Origin of the sequence: Streptomyces sp. NBC_00539, from assembly GCF_036346105.1 — a bacterium.
Classification (GTDB): domain Bacteria; phylum Actinomycetota; class Actinomycetes; order Streptomycetales; family Streptomycetaceae; genus Streptomyces.
Genome location: NZ_CP107811.1, coordinates 6,420,819 through 6,438,407 on the forward strand (window position 1 = coordinate 6,420,819; position 17,589 = coordinate 6,438,407).

At 70.6% G+C, this 17,589-nt stretch carries 15 protein-coding genes; 6 read left to right on the plus strand and 9 right to left on the minus strand.

Annotation, left to right across the window (positions count from 1 at the left end; genetic code table 11):
* Window positions 1-77 precede the first annotated feature (77 nt).
* Entirely contained in the window at window positions 78-809 is a 732-nt protein-coding gene (locus tag OG861_RS29040) for a hypothetical protein (RefSeq protein ID WP_329192508.1), read from the plus strand.
* Here the strand turns inward: OG861_RS29040 and OG861_RS29045 are convergent.
* Window positions 760-1,770, minus strand: a complete 1,011-nt coding sequence (locus tag OG861_RS29045) for a glutathione S-transferase family protein (RefSeq protein ID WP_329192506.1) — start codon at window positions 1,768-1,770, stop codon at window positions 760-762. The genes OG861_RS29040 and OG861_RS29045 overlap by 50 nt on opposite strands.
* Window positions 1,771-1,905: 135 nt before the next feature.
* On the minus strand, window positions 1,906-3,045 hold the full coding sequence (locus OG861_RS29050) for an amidase domain-containing protein (RefSeq protein WP_329192504.1): 1,140 nt from the start codon (window positions 3,043-3,045) through the stop codon (window positions 1,906-1,908).
* A 202-nt stretch (window positions 3,046-3,247) separates the two neighbouring features.
* Between OG861_RS29050 and OG861_RS29055 the strand changes: the two genes are divergently transcribed.
* The gene (locus tag OG861_RS29055; protein ID WP_443056417.1) at window positions 3,248-5,413 is read left to right on the plus strand and encodes a transglycosylase domain-containing protein; all 2,166 of its coding nucleotides are present in this window, start codon (window positions 3,248-3,250) and stop codon (window positions 5,411-5,413) included.
* 90 nt (window positions 5,414-5,503) lie between these two features.
* Here the strand turns inward: OG861_RS29055 and OG861_RS29060 are convergent, their stop codons facing one another.
* Together OG861_RS29060 and OG861_RS29065 are read right to left on the minus strand one after the other, a co-directional pair.
* On the minus strand, window positions 5,504-6,823 hold the full coding sequence (locus tag OG861_RS29060) for a hypothetical protein (protein WP_329192503.1): 1,320 nt from the start codon (window positions 6,821-6,823) through the stop codon (window positions 5,504-5,506).
* A gap of 192 nt (window positions 6,824-7,015) precedes the next feature.
* Entirely contained in the window at window positions 7,016-7,219 is a 204-nt protein-coding gene (locus OG861_RS29065) for a hypothetical protein (protein WP_329192502.1), read from the minus strand.
* Between the two features lie 219 nt (window positions 7,220-7,438).
* On the opposite strand from OG861_RS29065, the gene OG861_RS29070 reads away from it, so the two are divergent.
* Together OG861_RS29070 and OG861_RS29075 are read left to right on the plus strand one after the other, a co-directional pair.
* Entirely contained in the window at window positions 7,439-8,869 is a 1,431-nt protein-coding gene (locus tag OG861_RS29070) for a hypothetical protein (protein WP_329192501.1), read from the plus strand.
* A complete protein-coding gene (locus tag OG861_RS29075; RefSeq protein WP_329192500.1) occupies window positions 8,866-9,561 on the plus strand; it encodes a hypothetical protein in 696 nt (231 codons plus the stop codon). Before OG861_RS29070 ends, OG861_RS29075 begins: the two co-directional genes overlap by 4 nt.
* A 72-nt stretch (window positions 9,562-9,633) precedes the next feature.
* Here OG861_RS29075 and OG861_RS29080 read toward each other — a convergent pair whose 3' ends face one another.
* From OG861_RS29080 to OG861_RS29100, 5 genes are all read right to left on the minus strand, one after another.
* Window positions 9,634-10,869, minus strand: a complete 1,236-nt coding sequence (locus tag OG861_RS29080) for a hypothetical protein (protein WP_329192499.1) — start codon at window positions 10,867-10,869, stop codon at window positions 9,634-9,636.
* A 10-nt stretch (window positions 10,870-10,879) separates the two neighbouring features.
* On the minus strand, window positions 10,880-13,531 hold the full coding sequence (locus OG861_RS29085) for a hypothetical protein (RefSeq protein WP_329192498.1): 2,652 nt from the start codon (window positions 13,529-13,531) through the stop codon (window positions 10,880-10,882).
* A 359-nt stretch (window positions 13,532-13,890) separates the two neighbouring features.
* Window positions 13,891-14,370: a hypothetical protein gene (locus tag OG861_RS29090; protein WP_329192496.1), complete on the minus strand. Its 480-nt coding sequence runs from the start codon at window positions 14,368-14,370 to the stop codon at window positions 13,891-13,893.
* 121 nt (window positions 14,371-14,491) lie between these two features.
* Window positions 14,492-14,953 (minus strand): DUF3618 domain-containing protein, encoded by a 462-nt coding sequence (locus tag OG861_RS29095; protein ID WP_329192494.1) that lies wholly within the window; start codon window positions 14,951-14,953, stop codon window positions 14,492-14,494.
* Complete coding sequence (locus tag OG861_RS29100; RefSeq protein WP_329192492.1) at window positions 14,950-15,363, minus strand: phage holin family protein; 414 nt, start codon at window positions 15,361-15,363, stop codon at window positions 14,950-14,952. The genes OG861_RS29095 and OG861_RS29100 overlap by 4 nt, the downstream gene beginning before the upstream one ends.
* A gap of 320 nt (window positions 15,364-15,683) precedes the next feature.
* Here OG861_RS29100 and OG861_RS29105 point away from each other — a divergent pair, with 320 nt between their 5' ends.
* Window positions 15,684-16,826: a hypothetical protein gene (locus tag OG861_RS29105; RefSeq protein ID WP_330261907.1), complete on the plus strand. Its 1,143-nt coding sequence runs from the start codon at window positions 15,684-15,686 to the stop codon at window positions 16,824-16,826.
* Window positions 16,827-17,284: 458 nt separating this feature from the next.
* Window positions 17,285-17,503: a hypothetical protein gene (locus OG861_RS29110; protein ID WP_190183812.1), complete on the plus strand. Its 219-nt coding sequence runs from the start codon at window positions 17,285-17,287 to the stop codon at window positions 17,501-17,503.
* Window positions 17,504-17,589 lie beyond the last annotated feature (86 nt).

The following is a 17,589-nucleotide window of genomic DNA, read 5'->3' on the forward strand; positions in this document are numbered from 1 at the left end:
CACTGTTTGAATTCGCCTCGTCGTGGGCTACTGTCCTCCTCGGAACAAGCGACGGGGACCGAAGGGGGGTGGTGACGATGGACGCGCTCGTGTTCAACGTGACCACGGCGGCACTGATGGTTGTGATGTTCAAGGGCGCACTGGCCCTGCTCGGCGAGGACACCCTGCGAAGGCGTCCCACACCTTGGGCGGCGATGGGCCTGACCGCCCTCGTCATCGCCGGACTGGTGACGCAGCTGTGCTGGTCGGGCGCGATGGACGCCTTCGGCGGCGACCCGTCGAAGACCGGCTGGTGGCGCCCCGTGACCTCGGTGTTCATGCAGAACGGCGGCCTGTTCGGCGACGCGTGGAACCTCGCCACCATCGCCGTCATCGCGGCCCTCGCCGAATGGTTCTGGGGCGGCCCCCTCATGCTGGCCCTCTTCGCCGCCGGGATCCTCCTGCCGACGTACATCGACACCCTGTTCGGCGAGAGCGACCGCAGCACCGACCCGCGCAACTTCGCGGGGAGTTCCGGGGCCACCTACTTCCTGGCCGCGACCCTCGCCGCACCCCTCCTGCTCCGCGCCCTGCGCGCCGGGCGGAGCCGGACGGGCACGCAGCAGGCGCTGCTCGCCCTCGGTGTGCCGGTCCTCGGTCTGGCCATGTGGTTCGCCCAGTCCAACGGCCACGGGCTGGTCGCCGTGTACGGCTCCCTCCTGGGCGCCCTGGCCTGCCTCCTGCCCCGCAGCCCCGAGGCCCCGCGTCCCGCCGCCCCTCTCAACGGGCCGGCGGAGCGTGGTCCGGCGGAACGGTCTCCGCGGGGCTGAGGGGCCCCGGCGGGGTGCCGTCCCCGAACGGGCGGCCGCCCAGTGCTGCCCGGTCGTGGGGTTCGAGCCAGCCCGACAGGTCCGGGCCGACGGGGACGATCCCGGTCGGATTGATGTCGTCGTGCACGAGGTAGTAGTGCTTCTTGATGTGGTCGAAGTCGACCGTGTCGCCGAATCCGGGCGTCTGGAAGAGGTCCCGGGCGTACGCCCACAGCACCGGCATCTCCGACAGCTTCTGCCGGTTGCACTTGAAGTGGCCGTGGTACACGGCGTCGAAGCGCACGAGGGTGGTGAACAGCCGCACGTCCGCTTCGGTGATGGTGTCGCCGACGAGGTAGCGGGAGTGCTCCAGCCGCTGGGAAAGCCAGTCGAGGCGGGCGAACAGGTGCTCGTACGCCTTGGCGTACGCCTCTTGTGACCCGGCGAAGCCGGCCCGGTAGACGCCGTTGTTGACGTCCTTGTAGACCACCTCGTTCACGGCGTCGATCTCCGGGCGCAGCGCGGCCGGGTACAGCGCCGGCGCGCCTTCGCGGTGGTACGCCGTCCACTCCAGCGACATGTCGATGGTGATCTGGGGGAAGTCGTTGGTCACCACCGCACCGCTCGGCACGTCCACGATCGCGGGCACGGTGATGCCCTTGTCGTAGCCGGGGTCGCGGGCGAAGTACGCCTCCTGGAGCCGCTCGACCCCCAGCACCGGGTCGCGGCCTCCCGGATCGAGGTCGAAGGTCCAGCTGCGGTCGTCGTGCGTGGGCCCGGCGATGGCCATCGACATGGCCCGGTCCAGCCCGAGGAGCCGCCGAACGACGACCGCACGGCTGGCCCAGGGGCACGCCCGGCTCACCACGAGGCGGTAGCGGTCGGACTCCACCGGGAACCCGTCGCGCCCGTCGGCGGTGATCCGGGTGGTGAGGTACCGGCTGTCGCGCGAGTACTCCTTGCCCGGGTGTACGTAGCTCATCTTGAGGCCCTACCCGGGAACCGCGCCGACGAACGTCCTGAACGGACCCAAATCGGGCGATGAGCTGCTCAGGCCGGACAAAGCGGCTCCTCCTGCCGCGGGAACCCCGCGGCAGGAGGAGCCGAACGGCACCCGTCAGGTGCGGTACGCGTAGTACACCGCGTTCGGGTACGACGCGATGATGCTCGCGAGGGACTTCCGGTACGTGTTCGTGGAGTGGTAGGTGAGGTACGGCATTCCCGCGCTGCTGCGGTACGTCACCATCATGGAGTGGTCCTTGGACCCGTCCTTGTTGAAGTCCACCTGCACGATGTCGCCGACGTCCGTCTGGTAGACGTTGGCCAGGTTCGCGGCCCGCTGGTTGGACAGCGTGAACCACGCCCACTCGTTCGCGCCGACCCAGGAGTCGGACTGGCGGGTGCTGTCGTACCACCAGTTGCGGTAGTCCGAGGTGGAGCCCGGAACGGCCTTCCAGCCGCCGGCCTTCAGTGCCTGGCTGATGAAGTTGGTGCAGTCGCCCCCGGCGCCGGTGAACTTGCGGTACGCGGGGTTGTAGTTGCTCCAGTACTTCTCCGCGTACTTCGCCATGGCTGCGTAGTCGTACGTGCCGCCGGTCATCGCCTTGGGCTTGGACGGCGCCGGGTACTTGGTGGACGCGGGCGTGCCGTCCGGGTACTGGTTGCCGTCGTCCACGACGACGTTCGCCTTGGCTGCGACCGGCTCGTTGACCGCCACGGGGCCGTTCTCCTGGGACTTGATCGAGGTCAGCTCCCAGGCACCGCCCTTCTTGCTGGTGAGCGTGAGCTCGTAGCGCGTCCGGAAGTCGGTGGTGGCCGGCTCGTCCCCGCGCACCTTCTTGTAGGTGAGCGTGGTCTGCTCGGTGACCTGGACGGTCGCCTTGCCGCCGGTGACCGTGGCGCGGTCGACGGCCACCCGGGTGTCGGCGCCGGTATAGGCCTCGCCGAGCTCCGCGAGCCGCGTCTTGCGGGACCGCAGCGAGGAGATCGCCGCGTCCTCGTCCTTCTTCAACTGGGCCGACAACCGCGTCTTCGCGGAGGTATGCCCGGAATTGTGGTGACCTGCCTGGTCTTCGACCAGGGCCTGGGTACGCTGCGAAAGCACGTCGTCGGCTATGCGGGCGAAGGTATCGGAGGTGGCGCGATCGGCCGCCTCGGGGCCGGTACCCGCGTTCGCGGAGTAGGCGAGCATGCTCCCGGACGCCAGGGCTACGGTCAGGGCCGCGATGGCGGCGGGCCTGAACCTCTTAGGTATCACTGTGTTTCCCCTTGTCACCCGGTACGCACGAACCGGGGGAGGGCATCTTCGCACAACTGGGCGACTCTTTCGTCACGTTCCGTTTCACCTCCGCTCGCCAGTCCCGATCCCCCTGTCCGCCGGACAGTCCGCCTCCGCTTGCCGGCCTCACAGCAAGTGCATCTAGGGTGTCCGGGAGAGAACGGCACAGGGGGCATTCCGAGTGGACAGGCAGGATCCGGCCGGTAGCGGGCGATCGCGGAACGGGCGGGCGGGCGCGCAGGACGCGGGCGGCGCCACGTCGGGCCGCCGGGGCGCCCCTTCGGGGGCGCGGCGCCGCCCGAAGGCGGGCGCCGGACGCCTCGACGCCCTCAAGCGGGCAGGGGCCGGCCGGCTCGCCGCGCTGGCTCCGGCCGCCGCCGTGGCGCGCACGCAGCTGCGGCGCCTGCGGCCCGACTATCCGAGGCCGGGCCGCAGCGGCTGGCGCCGTTGGGCACCCTCCTGGCGCCAGTGGCTCGGTGCCTGCCTGTACCTGTTCACCGGCCTCGCCGCCTTCGTCGGCCTGGCGTACGCCACCACGGAGATACCCGACGACCTCAACTCCTTCGCTCGGCAACAGGACAACGTCTTCTACTGGGCCGACGGCTCCACGATGGCCCGCACCGGCTGGGTCAGCCGCGAGGAGATGCCGCTGGACAAGGTGCCCCCCAAGGTCCAGGGAGCCGTACTCGCGGCCGAGAACGCCAGCTTCTACTCGGATCCCGGAGTCTCTCCGTCCGGGGTCCTGCGCGCCCTGCGCGCCGCCGTGACGGGGGGCGAGACCCAGGGCGGGTCCACCATCACCCAGCAGTACGTGAAGAACGCCTACCTGAGCCAGGACCGGACCCTGTCCCGGAAGTTCACCGAGATCATGCTCGCCGTGAAGCTGGACAACCAGACGAGCAAGAAGCAGATCCTGGAGGACTACCTGAACACCAGCTGGTTCGGGCGCGGCACCTACGGCATCCAGCGCGCCTCCCAGGCCTACTACCGCAAGGACGTCTCACAGCTCACCCCCAGCGAGGGCGCCTTCCTGGCCTCCCTCCTCAAGGGCGCCGGCCTGTACGACCCGGCGCTCAGCAAGGAGAACCACGCGCGGGCCATCGAGCGCTGGTCCTGGATCCTGGACCGCATGGTCGACACCGGCCAGCTCTCGCCCGCCGAGCGGGCCACCTACACGAAGTTCCCCGAGCCCACGGGCGCGTCCCTGCCCGGCACGCCCGGCGCGCAGACCGGCTACCTGGTCGAGCTGGCCAAGGCGTACGCGGTCAAAACCGGCCATATCCCGGACGCCGAATTCGACCTCGGCGGCTACCAGATCTACACGACCTTCGACAAGAGCCGCATGACGGCCCTGACCGCCGCCGTCCAGAACGCGCAGAAGGACTTCGACGCCGAACGGCGTCCCAACACCGACAAGAACGCCAAGATCGGCGCGGCGACCGTCGCCCCCGACGGCCGGCTGCTCGCCGTGTACGGCGGCCCCGACTACCTCAAGCAGGGCTTCAACGAGTCGAACGCGACGACGATCCCGGCCGGCACGGCGTTCACACCGTTCGTCTACGCCGCCGCGCTGGAGGACGGGGTGCTGCGCACGCGCGGCAAGCCCCGTACGCCGGTTTCCCCTTCCACCACGTACGACGGCAACGACCAGGTGACGGTCCAGACGCCCGAGGGCCCGTACTGGGACCGCAGCGGCAAAGTGGTGAAGGGCCGCAACGACGGCGGGCGCAGCTGGGGTCCGGTGACCTTGCGCCAGGCCGTCGCCGACTCCGTCAACACCCCGATGCTGCAACTCGGCCTCGACGTCGGCCTCGACCGGGTGGACTCGCTCGCCGAACGTTCGGGTCTGCTCGGATCGAGCCTCGGACCGCGCATCCCCACGTTCGCCCTCGGCGAGAACTCCACCCCGAGCGCGATCCGCATGGCCGGCGCCTACGAGACCTTCGCCGCCGACGGCATGCACACCGACCCCTACTCGGTGCGCTCGGTCACCCGCAACGGCTCCGCTCTGCCGCTGGACGCGCCGAAGCCGACCCGGGCCGTGAAGGCCACCACCGCCCGCGCGGTGACGGACGCCCTGCGGTCCGCCGTCACCGAGGGATCGGCGAAGGCGGCGGCCAAGGCGCACCCCGGTACTGCGGGCAAGACGGGAACGACCGCCGCGAACACGGCGGGCTGGTACGTGGGCAGCACCGAGAGCGAGACCACGGCCGTGGTGGTGTACCGGATGGCGCTGACCGACCTGCTGCCGCTGCCGCTGACGGGCCTGGGCGGGGACGCCCTGGGCACGCCCGGCAGCGACCGGGCGCTGCGCCTGTGGGCCGACTACATCAAGGCGGTGAAGTAGGGCCTGCCGGGGCCCGACGGCCTTGCGGGGCCCGGCAGGCCTTCCGGGGCCTGGTGTGCCTTCCGGAGCCCGGCGGCCTTCCGGGGCCCGCTACTTGATCAGCGCGGTCCAGTCCGGCGCCTGCGCCGGATCGAGCATCCGCAGCTGGGCCAGGACCTTAGGGTCCTGGGCGTCGAGCCAGTCCGCCAGCTCCTTGAACGAGACGCAGCGCACCTCCTGGCGCGGGCAGACGTCCCTCATCACGTCCTCGACGGCCTTCATGTAGATGCCGCCGTTCCAGTCCTCGAAGTGGTTGCCGATGAACATCGGCGCCCGGCTGCCGTTGTAGACGCGGTTGAAGCCGTTGAGGTACGAGGCGCGGGTCTGCGCCTGCCACGCGGCGAACTTCGCCGGGTCGCCCTGCGTGCTGTCGCCCGACTGGTTGTAGAGGAAGTTGAAGTCCATCGACAGGACCTGCGCCTCCTTGCCCTGGAGGGGCACGAGCTGGAGGGGGAAGTTCCATATGCCGTTCGGCTTGGAAGGCCACAGCTGGAAGTCCCCCGCGGAACTGGCGTCGTAGCGCCAGCCGTACGGCTTGATCGCGCTCAGCAGGTTCTTCTGCCCCTCCAGGCACGGCGCGCGGCCGCCGACCACTTCCCGGTCCGGGTCGAAGGGCAGCGGCGCCTCCTTCGTGAACCCGGTGTTGGTCTTCCAGTTCTTGACGAAGGAGTACGTCTGGTCTATCTCGCTCTTCCACTCGGCGGGACTCCAGTCCCCGCCGCCCTTGGGGCCGCAGAAGTGCCCGTTGAAGTGTGACCCGATCTCGTCGCCGTCGGCCCAGGCGCCGCGCAGCTGGGTGAGGGTGGACTTCACGTGCGGGACGGTCGGGTACGAGATGGCGGCCGAGCCCGGGTTGTGCTGCGGCGGGTGGTAGAGCGTCTTCTTGTTCTCCGGCAGCAGGTAGATGCCGGTGAGGAAGAAGGTCATGTGGGCCTTGCTCTCCTGGGCCACCTGACGGAAGTGGGAGAAGAGGTGGTCGTCGCCTTCCAGCGCGCCGTCCCAGGAGAAGACCACGAACTGCGGCGGCTTCTCGCCCGGCTTGAGCCGCTCCGGCTTGAGCTGTCCCGGCTGCGGCCCGGTGTACGAGGTGGAGCCGTCCCCCAGCACCTTGACCTTGCCGTCCCAGGGCTGCTCCGGTCCCTTCGCGGCCGCAGCCCCGTCGGCCGCGGCACCTGGGCCGGCGAGCTTGGCGTCGCTCCGGGCGGATCCCGAGTCGCCGAGGGTGAAGGCGTACGCGGTGGTGGCGGCCCCGCAGAGGGCGATCACGGCCACGGCTATGCCCAGGCGCCTGCGGTTCTGCGCCTTGCGGCGCACCTTACGGCTGCTCCGGGACTCCGCCCGGGTGCCCGCGGCGGCGTCGGTGTCGGCCATCGCTATCGTCCCCCCTGCTCACCGCAGCAGGGCCGCGCGTGGATGGTTCATACGAATATAGAACTTGTCGGCACTCCTCCCGCACCCAAGCCCCCTCCCGTGCGTCGCTTCACAGCCAACCCACAGCCCCGGGGGGTGGCGCAAAGGCGACGCCCCCTGCCGTGCGGCAGGGGGCGTCGCGGTTCGTCACCGTCAGTTGTTCGAGCCCACCGTGTTGTCGTGGCCGGCGTTGAACACGTCGTCGGCCGCGAACTGGAGCCAGTTGCCGAAGACGAACGTGTACGAGGGCTCGGGCTGGTAGTTGACGGTCACGTCGGCGCAGGCGACGGAGGCACCGCCGAGGAGGAGGGCGCCGGCAGCGGCGAGGACGGTGACGAGAGAGCGAACAGAACGCACGAATCCACCTTTTTCGAGCGAGTAAGGGCACCTCGAAAGGTAGGGAGGGGTCGCTTCGGAGTCTCGACACCTGCCCGACTCGTGACGAATTCAACCCGAATGGCGGAGTTACCCCTTTCATGAATCTTCGGCCCGCACCGAGCAGCCCGGGCTCCCGGCCTGCTTGCAGCGCGGGTCCGCGGAAGCCGGAGGAGAATGGGGAGCAGCCCATGGAGGGCCATGAGGGCCATGTTTTCCCTACTGCGATCGGCGGCCCGCCGCTCGTTGGCCGCGGTGCTCCTGAGCACGGCGGTCGCGTGGGGCTCACCCGTCGCCACTGATGCCGCTGTCGCCCCCGCCCCCGCCTCGGCGGTCCGGGCGGCGGACGACAGGTACATCACGCTCGATCCGGCCGCGGGACGGGCGGGCAGCCGGGTGGGCGTCCACGGCTACGGATTCGGTGCCTGTCATACGTATCCGTCGCCGGAGACCACCGGGCCGGGTACCACTCCCGAGCCCACCCCGGCCGTGATCGAGGTGACCTGGGACGGCGACACCACCCCCAGCGTCGTCACGGCCGACGACCAGGGCACCTTCGAGACCGACGTCACGGCTCCTTCCGACGCGACCGCGGGCACCTACGACGTCACCGCCCGGTGCACGGTCAACTCGAAGGTGAAGGCGGTCGCGCAGTTCACGGTGACGTCCGAGCCGGCCCACGAGCCGGCCCTGGCGCTGGACCCCGCGCAGGGGCCCGCCCGGGCCACGGTGACGGTGACCGGCTCAGGGTTCGAGGACTGCGTCCCGGACGGCGGCAGCGCCGGGGGATCGGGCGGTACGGTCACCCTGACCTGGGACGACGACCCGCTCCCGCCCGATCCGCCCGGGGAGTTGGACGTCGCGGACGGCTCGTTCAGGGCCGACGTGAGCGTTCCGGCCGATGCGGACGCGACGAATCACCAGGTCACAGCGGTCTGCGTCGGGCACGAGCAGCTCACTGCGCAGGCGGACTTCACGGTCACCGACACCCCTGGGCCCGCCACGGGGCCTGAGGTGACGCTCCGTCCCGACTCGCTCCCGGCCGGGGGCGGTCTCGTCACGCTGTCCGGTTCGGGCTTCGACTGCTCACAGGTGGACCTGCTGTGGGACGGGGAGCCGCAGGCCACGGTCGACGCCGCAGCGGACGGGACCTTCGAGGCCCAGCTCACCGTGCCGTCGGATGCCGGCGAAGCCTCGTACACGGTACGGGGCCAGTGCGCGACGCAGCCGGACACGGCCGCCGAAGCCGTGTTCACCGTTACGGGCGCGGGCCCCGTGACTCCCACCCCGACCCCGACCCCGACGACCGCGACGCCCACCCCGAATCCGAATCCGAACCCCAACCCCAACCCTGACTCCGAGCACACCGACGGAGGGGTCCCCGCCGGCCTGGTCGTCGGGACGAGCCTGTTCGGCCTGGCCCTGCTGGCCGCCGTCGGCGCCGCGTTCCTCAGCCGCCGCCATCGGGGCCCCCGGTGGGTCCGCGGCCACCTCACATCCCGCCTGCGACCCACCCCCGCCGCGACGGGCGTGACCCAGCCGCCGGACACCGGGCCGCCGGCCCGCACCGTACGGCTGGAACCGCACCCGGACCCCGGCGAGCAGACCGTCGAGGAGGAGGACGACCCATGACCACGGCTCCCGTTGTCGAGCCCCTCACCGTCCGGGCCCTGCTGCTCGGCCGCGAGGAACGCGCCCCTGACGCACTCGCCGAGACCCTGCACGCCCACCGCGCTGCGGCAGGGGTCATCCCCGGCGGCCGCGGCCTGACCCCGGCGGCCGACCGGGCCGTCGGGATCGAGCTGGCCACCGTGGTGAACGGCTTCCTCGACCTTGATCTCGTCACCCTGGTGGCAGCGGGCTGGTCCAGGTACCAGGCACTGACGGAGGCCGCCCGCCGGACGCATCGCCACCCAGGGAGCGAGGAGGTCGTCGCCCTTGCCACCCACACCATCACCTCCGCGCACCACCCGTCGGTGGACCTCCTCGTGGACGGCGCCCCCACCGCCACCGTGGGGGTGGACCTCACCGTGGTCTTCAAGATCACGGGGCTGGTGGCCGTGGTCCGGGACGGGCTGCTGGTCGCGGTGCGCAGCGGGCAGTGCGCGGTCGAGGCGAAGCTCGCCGTACGGGACATCGTGGTCGCCTCGCGGAAGGGGAGGCTGGACCTTCCCGCCACGCTGCGCCTGCGTGAACCGGTGGACCTGATGCCGCACCGCGCAGCGCCACCACCGCCGCCTCGTCCTCCCACACCCCCACCGGCGCCCCCACCGCCGCCGCCCGTCCGCTGGGGGCATGTCGATGGTCAGGGCGACCGCCGGTGATCTCGTTCGACTCCATGGCGGGGCCTGCCTTCCCACGGACTTCCGGGGCTCGTCGGGCGGCGCACCGACCGGTCAGCGGGTGGCCCGGGCCGGGACGGTGAAGGCCAGTTGGGTGGCCACGGCCAGGAAGTCCCGGGTGAACTCCGCCATGGAGACGACCGCCTTCGACAGCACCGCGGGCGTCGCCGCCAGCGCGGACAAACCTACCCGGCCCGCGGCGGCCAGGCCCGCGATCACCCCCGCCTCGACGGCCACCCAGACGAAGAGGGCCAGCAGAGCCGTCGCGCCGAGGCCGGCCAGGAACTCCTCGCCGGCCCTCGTGAAGAGCCGCCGGTCCGCCTGCATCAGCGTGACGAGTTCCGGCACGAGCGTGGGGCCCGGCGCCCGTTGCTTGCGCTCCCACTCCCGTACCGCCTGGTTCATCCGCTCCCGGACGCTCTTGGGGATCAAGGAGCTGTCGAACTCTGCCCGGTGTACGTGGTACAGGACCAGCCCGTCATAGCCCGGGCGGCCGGTCTCCGGCCGCGGATACTCCGTGAAGCGGGCCCGATTGGTGGGCCAGAAGCAGAGCCAGTCGGAGACCACGTCCTTCCCGCTCGTGGTGTCGATGTGCAGGGGCAGCGGCAGCAGCATGAGGGCGGGATGCAGCCGCCACGTGCTGGCCCGGGCGCTGACCCGGAAGGAGCGTTGCATCCGTGCCAGTTCGAGGCGCATGCGGACGGCGCAGGGATCCTCCAGGATGGACAGTTTGCTCTGGAGTTCCTTGTACGTGTCGAGGCCGCCCTTGCGGGTGCCGACCTCCACCTCCTCCATGCCGAGCTCCCCGCCGTAGGACTGGAGCCCGAGCATGTCCGGTTTGAGCAGACCGCCCGGCGTGAGCTTGCGCACGGCTTCGATCAGTACGCCTGCCGGAGTCTTTGCCGCGGGGTCGAGCAGCTTCTGGAACTCCAGGACCTTCGCGGGCGAGATGGGGTTGCGGAAATCCTCGCTCAGCACCTGCAAGGCCATCCGCAACACCGGATCACTGGGCTGGACGGAGAGCCGCTTGTAACGCGCACCTTCCCCGCCGGACATCGGGGGCCGGCCGCCCTGGCCCTTCTCCTGGCCCGCGATGAGGTCGAAGACCTCCTGCAACCGGTCCAGCTGGTGGGTGACATGGGTGGAGCCCGGCAACTCCGCCACGTACCGGCCGAAGTGGTACCTGACCCAGACTTCGGCGGCGATCCACTCCCACCCGGTGAGCAGCGCGGGGTCCCTCTCGCCCAGGAGCTCGCAACGGGTCTCCTCGTCCAGTTCGTCGACGGGCACTGCGCCCCCTTTACGCGATCGTGCCGAGGTGGGAGGTGATGGCGATGTCCGTTCCGGACGACGGGGTGTACTCGTTCCACTCGGCGATGAGTGCCCCCTTGGTTCCCGGCTGGAGGATCGGGATCGCGGCGGGTGACGGCGAGTGGGAGCGGCTCAGCATGCCGACGACGATCTGAGCGCGGTCCGTGTTGACCGCGACGACGGTCTGGGCCTCCTGGAGCCCGCGTTCGTCGGCCACGTCGATGACCACCGTCGCGCCGACGAGGAACCCGGCGGCCGACTCGACCCGGATGGTCACGGGACCCTGCGGGTCGGTGGGGTTCGGTTCCAGTGGCGTCGCACAGGTGGTGTACACGGCGTCCTCCAGCCGTACGGCGGAACGCCCCGGGTTGGCCGGCGGGATGCCGGGATAGTTGCGGTCGTCGTAGGCCGCCACCTCCTTGGCGATGCTCAGGTAGTACGGAGGGGGCTGGCTCGGCGGCGGATCCTCGTGGTGGAAGCCGCCCTCCACGAACTTGACCCATTCCTGCTCCCAGCCCTTGCGGACCGTCAGGACGACCCGCGCGCAGCCGGCGCGCAGGAAGGCCTGCCGGTTGGCGTCCGCGTGCTGGATCTGCCGGATGAAGTCCCAGCTCGGCGGCACGTCCCAGAAGTACGAGTACAGGAACGTGACCACGTTCTCCCACTCGATCGCCTGGTTGAGGAACCGGACGTCGGACTCGTGCCGGCGGAAGACGGCCCAGTCGGCCGCGCTCCAGCCGAGGGAATTCCCGTCGAACCCGATGCCGTGCTCCAGATCGACGCCCGCGGCGACGAACAGCTTGACGACCTTCTCGGGCATGAAGTCGAAGCCGGGGCCGAGAAGGGCGCGCAGGACACCCTTCATGACCTCGTCGCTCTCCTCACGGCGGAGCGTGAGCGTGTCGACGCTGTTGATCTTCTCCTCAAGCGCGGAGATCCGTGCGGCCACGTCCTGCTGCTGCGAGTAGTACTGGTTCTGCGCGGCGTCACGCAGGGCGTTCCAGACGGCGGCCTGCCACTTCTCCCGGACGCGGGTGTTCACCTGTGTCTCGCCCGGCGCCGGCTCCGCGCCGACGGGGATCTCCTCCACCTGCGCCACCACCTTGAGGGAGGTGTGGCGGTTGTACCCCAGGCGGAAGGAGATGGGCACCTTGCCGGTCGCGTGCAGCTGGAAGCCGCCCCACTGCGGAAGGGTCAGCTCGACGGGTCCGTGGCTGCCGTACGCCTCGGTCATCTGGTACGAGGAGCCCAGCACCTCCAGGTGGTACTTGTACTCGTTGCCGGTCCGGCTCGCCGAGTCGAACCAGAGGTTCAGGGTCTTGATCCGGTAGCCGTCGGGGATCTCCAGCGGGTCGGGCGTGAAGATCCGGCTCTCGTCGGAGTCGGGTGCGTCCACGCTGAACTGCGGTGGCGTCGGCGGCTGGGGCGGATCGGGCACCACTGCCCCGTAGCGCTCGCCCAGGACCAGGTGGTGCGGCTGCGTTTCGTGCTGCTCCGTGAGGATCTTGTCGGTGATCTCGGAGTGCGGGACGTCGAACCGGAACGGGCCGATCTGCTTCCTGAGGGCCTCGAGCTCCTTGTACGACTTGCGCAGCGCGGCCCCCGGTTCCGCCACCACGAGGTCGTAGGTCAACCGCAGGCCGTAGCGGTACAGCCGGACGCGCCATTTCCGCATCAGGCTGAAATAGTCGATCCTCACCGCGTCGGTCTGGCTGGGGTTGCGCAGCGTGCGGGTGGAGGCCTCGGAGCTGCCGGTGACGGTGGTGGTGGAGATCGTGACCTTGTGTTCCTGCTTCGCGCGCGAGGACGCCTTCTTGGTGAGTTCGGTGGCGTGCTTCGTGCTTTCCGTCGCCGAGTGGGACGTGGAGTCCTGGGCGGTGAAACTGGAGCTGGCCGAACCGGAGATGACGGGGATGCCGCCGCGCACGGTGCCGGTGACGTTGAACTGGTTGGAGTGCTGCGCCTGGGAGGAGGCCGATTGGGCGAGCTCCGTGTTGTCCGTGACTCCGGTCTCGCTGGTGTTCTCCAGCGAGTCGGTCACGATGGAACTGAACTCCTTGGTCTGCACCGACCATTCCTTGTGCGTGACGGCGGTCTCCTCCAGCGGGGCGAGGGGAATGGTCGCGATGAGCTCGCCCCGCTCCAGGCCGGCGGGGGCCATCTCCATGCGCTCCAGGTTGATCCAGCCGATGTTCGGCGCGACCGAGTTGGCTTCGAGGGACCTGGTCGCCCCCACTGCGGCGCGCAAGGCCAGTTCGGATTGCGCCGGGTCCGCGTCCGGTGCCGAGGCGGCGGCCCGCCGAACCTCGATGAGGGCGTTTCCGACCGCTGTGAGGGCTGCCACCGGCACCGCCGTGAAAGCGCTCGCCGGGGCGGTGGTGGCGGGATCCGCGGCCGGCCCGCCGGCAGCCCGCAGGGCCGCGTTCCCCGCGCCGAGCAGGTCGAAGACCTCGTCCGGCACCGGTTGCGTCTGACCCTCACCCGTGCGGGCGCCGGCCGCTTCCGCACCCTGCAACCGGGACCGGACCGCTTCCAGTTCCTCGCCGGAGAGAGCCAGCCGGCGGACGAAGGCGGACTTCAACAGGGCCTGCCCGGTGGGTGGCGGCGGGGCTTCCAGCTGGACCAGGGTCGCCTTGAGCATCTCCCTGGTGGAGTTGGTCAGGACGGGAGGTGGGGTGGCGGGCGGAAAGGGAGGGTACGGCGCCCCGGCGGCGGACGCCGCGCCGGCGCCGGAAAGACCGCTCGACGCGGGCACTTCCCTTGATTCGGTTCCGCCCATCGTTCCCCACCCCTTTTCGGAACGTCTCCCGCTCCTCAAGTTACTGCAAAAGAAAGGGAAATAACCAGGGTGATTTTTCGACGCCACCAATTAACCGCTTATCCGATAATGGAATGATGAATTGAATCGGATGATGACTTCCACGCCGCGGGCGGGAGTTGTGGTGGCCAAGGCCTTGGTGCCGGGCGGCCGAAACTCGTGCCGCCGCACGTGGGGCTGCGTCAGGAGGTCGCGGCGCGGAAGTGGGGGCACGGTACCTCTGCGGTGGCGACCGGAATGCGCATCCGGCGCAGGAGGTCACTCGTGCCGCGCAGGCGCGGGGTGCTGCGCCATGTCGTTCCCGGGTGGCGGGACCGTAGGTGGCACAGCGCCCTGATGCCGAGTCCGGCGGCGCGGAAGCGCTCCTCGATGTCGACGCTGGTGATCACCGATTCGGCGCAGGTGGAGCAGATCCGGTAGCGGATCTCGCCCACGACCTTGCGGACGTGTACGAGGAGCAGGCATTCCTCGCCGGTGGCGGGGCTCCTGCGGCCGCCGGGGGACAGGAACTCGATCTCGCGGTAGGCCAGGAGCTTGCGGCGCAGCCGGGCGGCGAACGATGCGCGGCGGGAGTGCCTGCCCCCGTGCGCCGGTAAGACGCCACGGGATGCGGGGGCCGAACGGAACAGGGTGCTCGTAGGGCGTGCGTGTTCTCCGGGCATGCGGTTCGTGTGCCCGGGTGACGGCCCTTGACCCTCCCCGTCCGGGTGGTTCCCCGCTCCCGTGGGGTCGCCGGGTCCTCGCTCGCGGCGCGGGGAGGGCGTCAGGCCGTCTCGGACTCGTTCACCGGCGACGTCGGCTGCGGCGCACCAGCAGGAAGATCACCAAAGCCGCACCGGCCGCCAGCAACGGGGTGCGGTTCGCCCGTGCCATGCCCACGGCCTGGCGCCCCGTGTCGAGGAGCGGCTCGGGGGCCTTGTCCGCCGCCAGCCGGCCCGCGCGCACGGCGCCCTCCCGGAACTGCGCCGTCGCCTGGGCCGCCTTGTCCAGAACGGGGTCGGGCGTCTTGTCCTTCACCAGCCGTGCGGCCCGTTCGGCCTTCTCCCGGATCTGCTCGGAGACCACGGCGGCCTTCTCCGCGGCCTGCTCCTTCACCTGGGCTTTGACGTCGGCCTTGGCCGCCAACGCCTCGACGGTCTGCCCGAGCTCGTCGCGGGTGTGCTCGATCTGCTCGCGCAGTTCCTCGGGCGTGGGCGTGCCGATATTGGTGCGGGACTCGTCATTGGTGCGGGACTCGTCGGTCATCGGTGTGCCTTCTCCTTGATCTCGGCCACATCGGCCTTGACGCTGTCGATGGTCTGCTCGGGCGCCGGCGTGCCGGCCTTCGCGATCTGCTTCTTCCCCGACAGCGCCATCCATGCGGCGATGGCGCCCAGCACCGCCGTGACGATGAGCGCTGCGGCCCACACGGGCAGCACCAGCGCGAGCGCGACGATGCACGTGGCCACGAGTGCCTGGGCGGCCAGCACTCCGACCAGCCCCGCCGCTCCGAAGAGGCCGCCGCCCTTTCCGTAGCGCTTCCCCTTCTGTGTCATCTCCGCCCGGGCCAGCCGCATCTCCTCGCGGACCAGCTCGGAGATCTGCTGGGAGGCGCGCGAGACCAGCACGCCCACCGAATCGTCGGTGGCGCGGGCCTGCCGCTGCGTCGTGGTCATTGCCAGGTCACCCTGCCTTCCCCATGGTGTGCGTACGGGCGGGCCGCCATGACGAAGACCCTCTTCGAGACGCTCCCGCCGTTGTCACCTCGCGGCTACCCCCAACCGGCGCGATCACCCGCGTGCGACCGGGTTTCGCCGCACTCCTCGACGCTCCGGCCGCGGCATGCACACATCAGCGGCACATGACAACGAGCGGGCGCAGGCCGAGGTGGGGTGCTTTCCCGACACTCTCGTGGCGGTGCGGGCCGGACGGGGCGATCGCGAGGCCATCATGTGAGCCGCCGGCAGGGGAGCCGGCGCACGACGAGGGGGGTTCCATGGGTACGAGGAAGACGACCGTACGCACCGCGGTGGCCGGGGCGCTGCTCACCACGGTCGCCGTCGCGACCGCGACCGGGCCGGCCGCCGCGGCCGCTCCGGGTGGCGGTGCCCGCTGCACCCCGGGGATCACCGTCCTGCGGGCACTGCCCGGCCGCGACGGCGCCCAGACGCACAGCACGCAGGTGAACGGCATCGGTACGCGCGGCCTGACCGTGGGCGTCTCCCACGACAAGCCGGCCTACTGGCTCGGCACCGCCGTCCACGCCGTGCCGCTGCCCGCCGGAGCCACCGGGGGCAGCGTGGAGGCCGTCAACCGCTCGGGCCTGATGGTCGGCACGCTGACCACCGCCTCGGGCGCCAAGGCGTTCAGCTACCGGCCCGGCGCCGGCTCCGTCACGCTGCTGCCCGGCGGGGAGAGCGCCACCGCCGTGAACGACGCCGGGCACATCGTCGGTGGCCGTCGCGACCGCGCCTCGGGAGCCGTCGTCGGCCTGGAATGGTCGGGCCGACTCCTGCGCCGGGAACTGGCCGTCCCCGCCGGGTACTCGATCGAGGCCGTCACCGGCATCGACAGCACGGGCCGGGTCATCGGCTACGGCGCCGGCCCTTCCGGCGAGCCCTCGTACGACATCCACCCCGCCCTCGTCTGGTCCGCGAACCCGGCCGCCGCCCCCACCACGCTCCAGCCGGTGGGCGACGACTACGCGTACTACAGGGCGCAGGCGATCGACGAGTCGGGCCGGATCGCGGGCAGCTACTGGCACACCCGGAGCCTGGAGACCACTGCGCTCGTGTGGAGCGTCCCCTACGGGGATCCTGCGTACGTACCGAGCGTGCCCGGAACCAGCAACGACTCGTTCGAGGGCATCAGCCCCACGAGCGGCGTCCTCGTGGGTACGGCGTCCGCGTGGGACCCGACGCGGGAAGCCGCCGTCCAGGCGCTGTACTGGCCCGGCAGCGGCCCGGCCAAGACCCTGCCGGGTCTGGCGCCGAACGGCTTCACCGCCGCGTACGCCGTCGCCGACGACGACCGGGTGGCCGGCGCCGCCGTCGACCGGGCGGGTGTGGTCCGTCCCGTGGTGTGGACCTGCGCCGGCAAGCAGGCCTACGTCCCGAACGCCCCTGCGGCTGCCCGGTAACCACTAGCGGCCCACGTGCACATGTGCACTGTGTGACACCTCCGTCGCCGAGCGTTGAGACGACGAAATCTTCACACGGTGAGAGTGGAGTGGATGACTCCCCTTGCGCCAGCGGGCGATATGCCGGAAATGAGCAAGGTAGTTGATCCCTTTATGCCCCACATGTGGCCCGAAAGGGGAGCGCCGTGCAGATGTGTTACTCGATCTTGTGAGGGGCGTGTGGTGATCCGCCGGGTGAATGGAAAAAGCTTCCTGCCGCGCGCCCGTCCCGCCCGCCCGAGAGCGTCAACGCGGTTCGCACCGTCACCCGTTGGCGTGCTTACATCGGCGCACCGCAGCGGTTTCGGAAGCGGCGTCCCACGCCGGCCGAGGCCCACGCGCAGGTGGTCGGACCGCCTTGTCGCGGTCTGCCCATACCCCCATCAAAAACACCTAAGACGAACGAAGGGTGCGCCCCCATGCGTAACGACATCGAGACCCGCGAGATCGCCGACGACGAACTGGACGCCGTTTCCGGCGGTATCGCCCTCGGCGGCGGCCTCCTCGGCGGTGTGACCGGCGACGTCCAGCACGTGCTGGGCACCGTGACCTCGCTCCAGACCGTCCACGGCGCGCTGGCCCTCCCGGGCCAGGTCGAGGGCATCGTCGGCGTCCGCGCGGGTGTCGCCGGTCTCTGAGCAGTCCGGTCCGGCGTGACCAGTGAACCCCGGAACGCATCCGTTCCGGGGTTCACCCCCGTGTGACGAAGAGTCACGACGCCGGT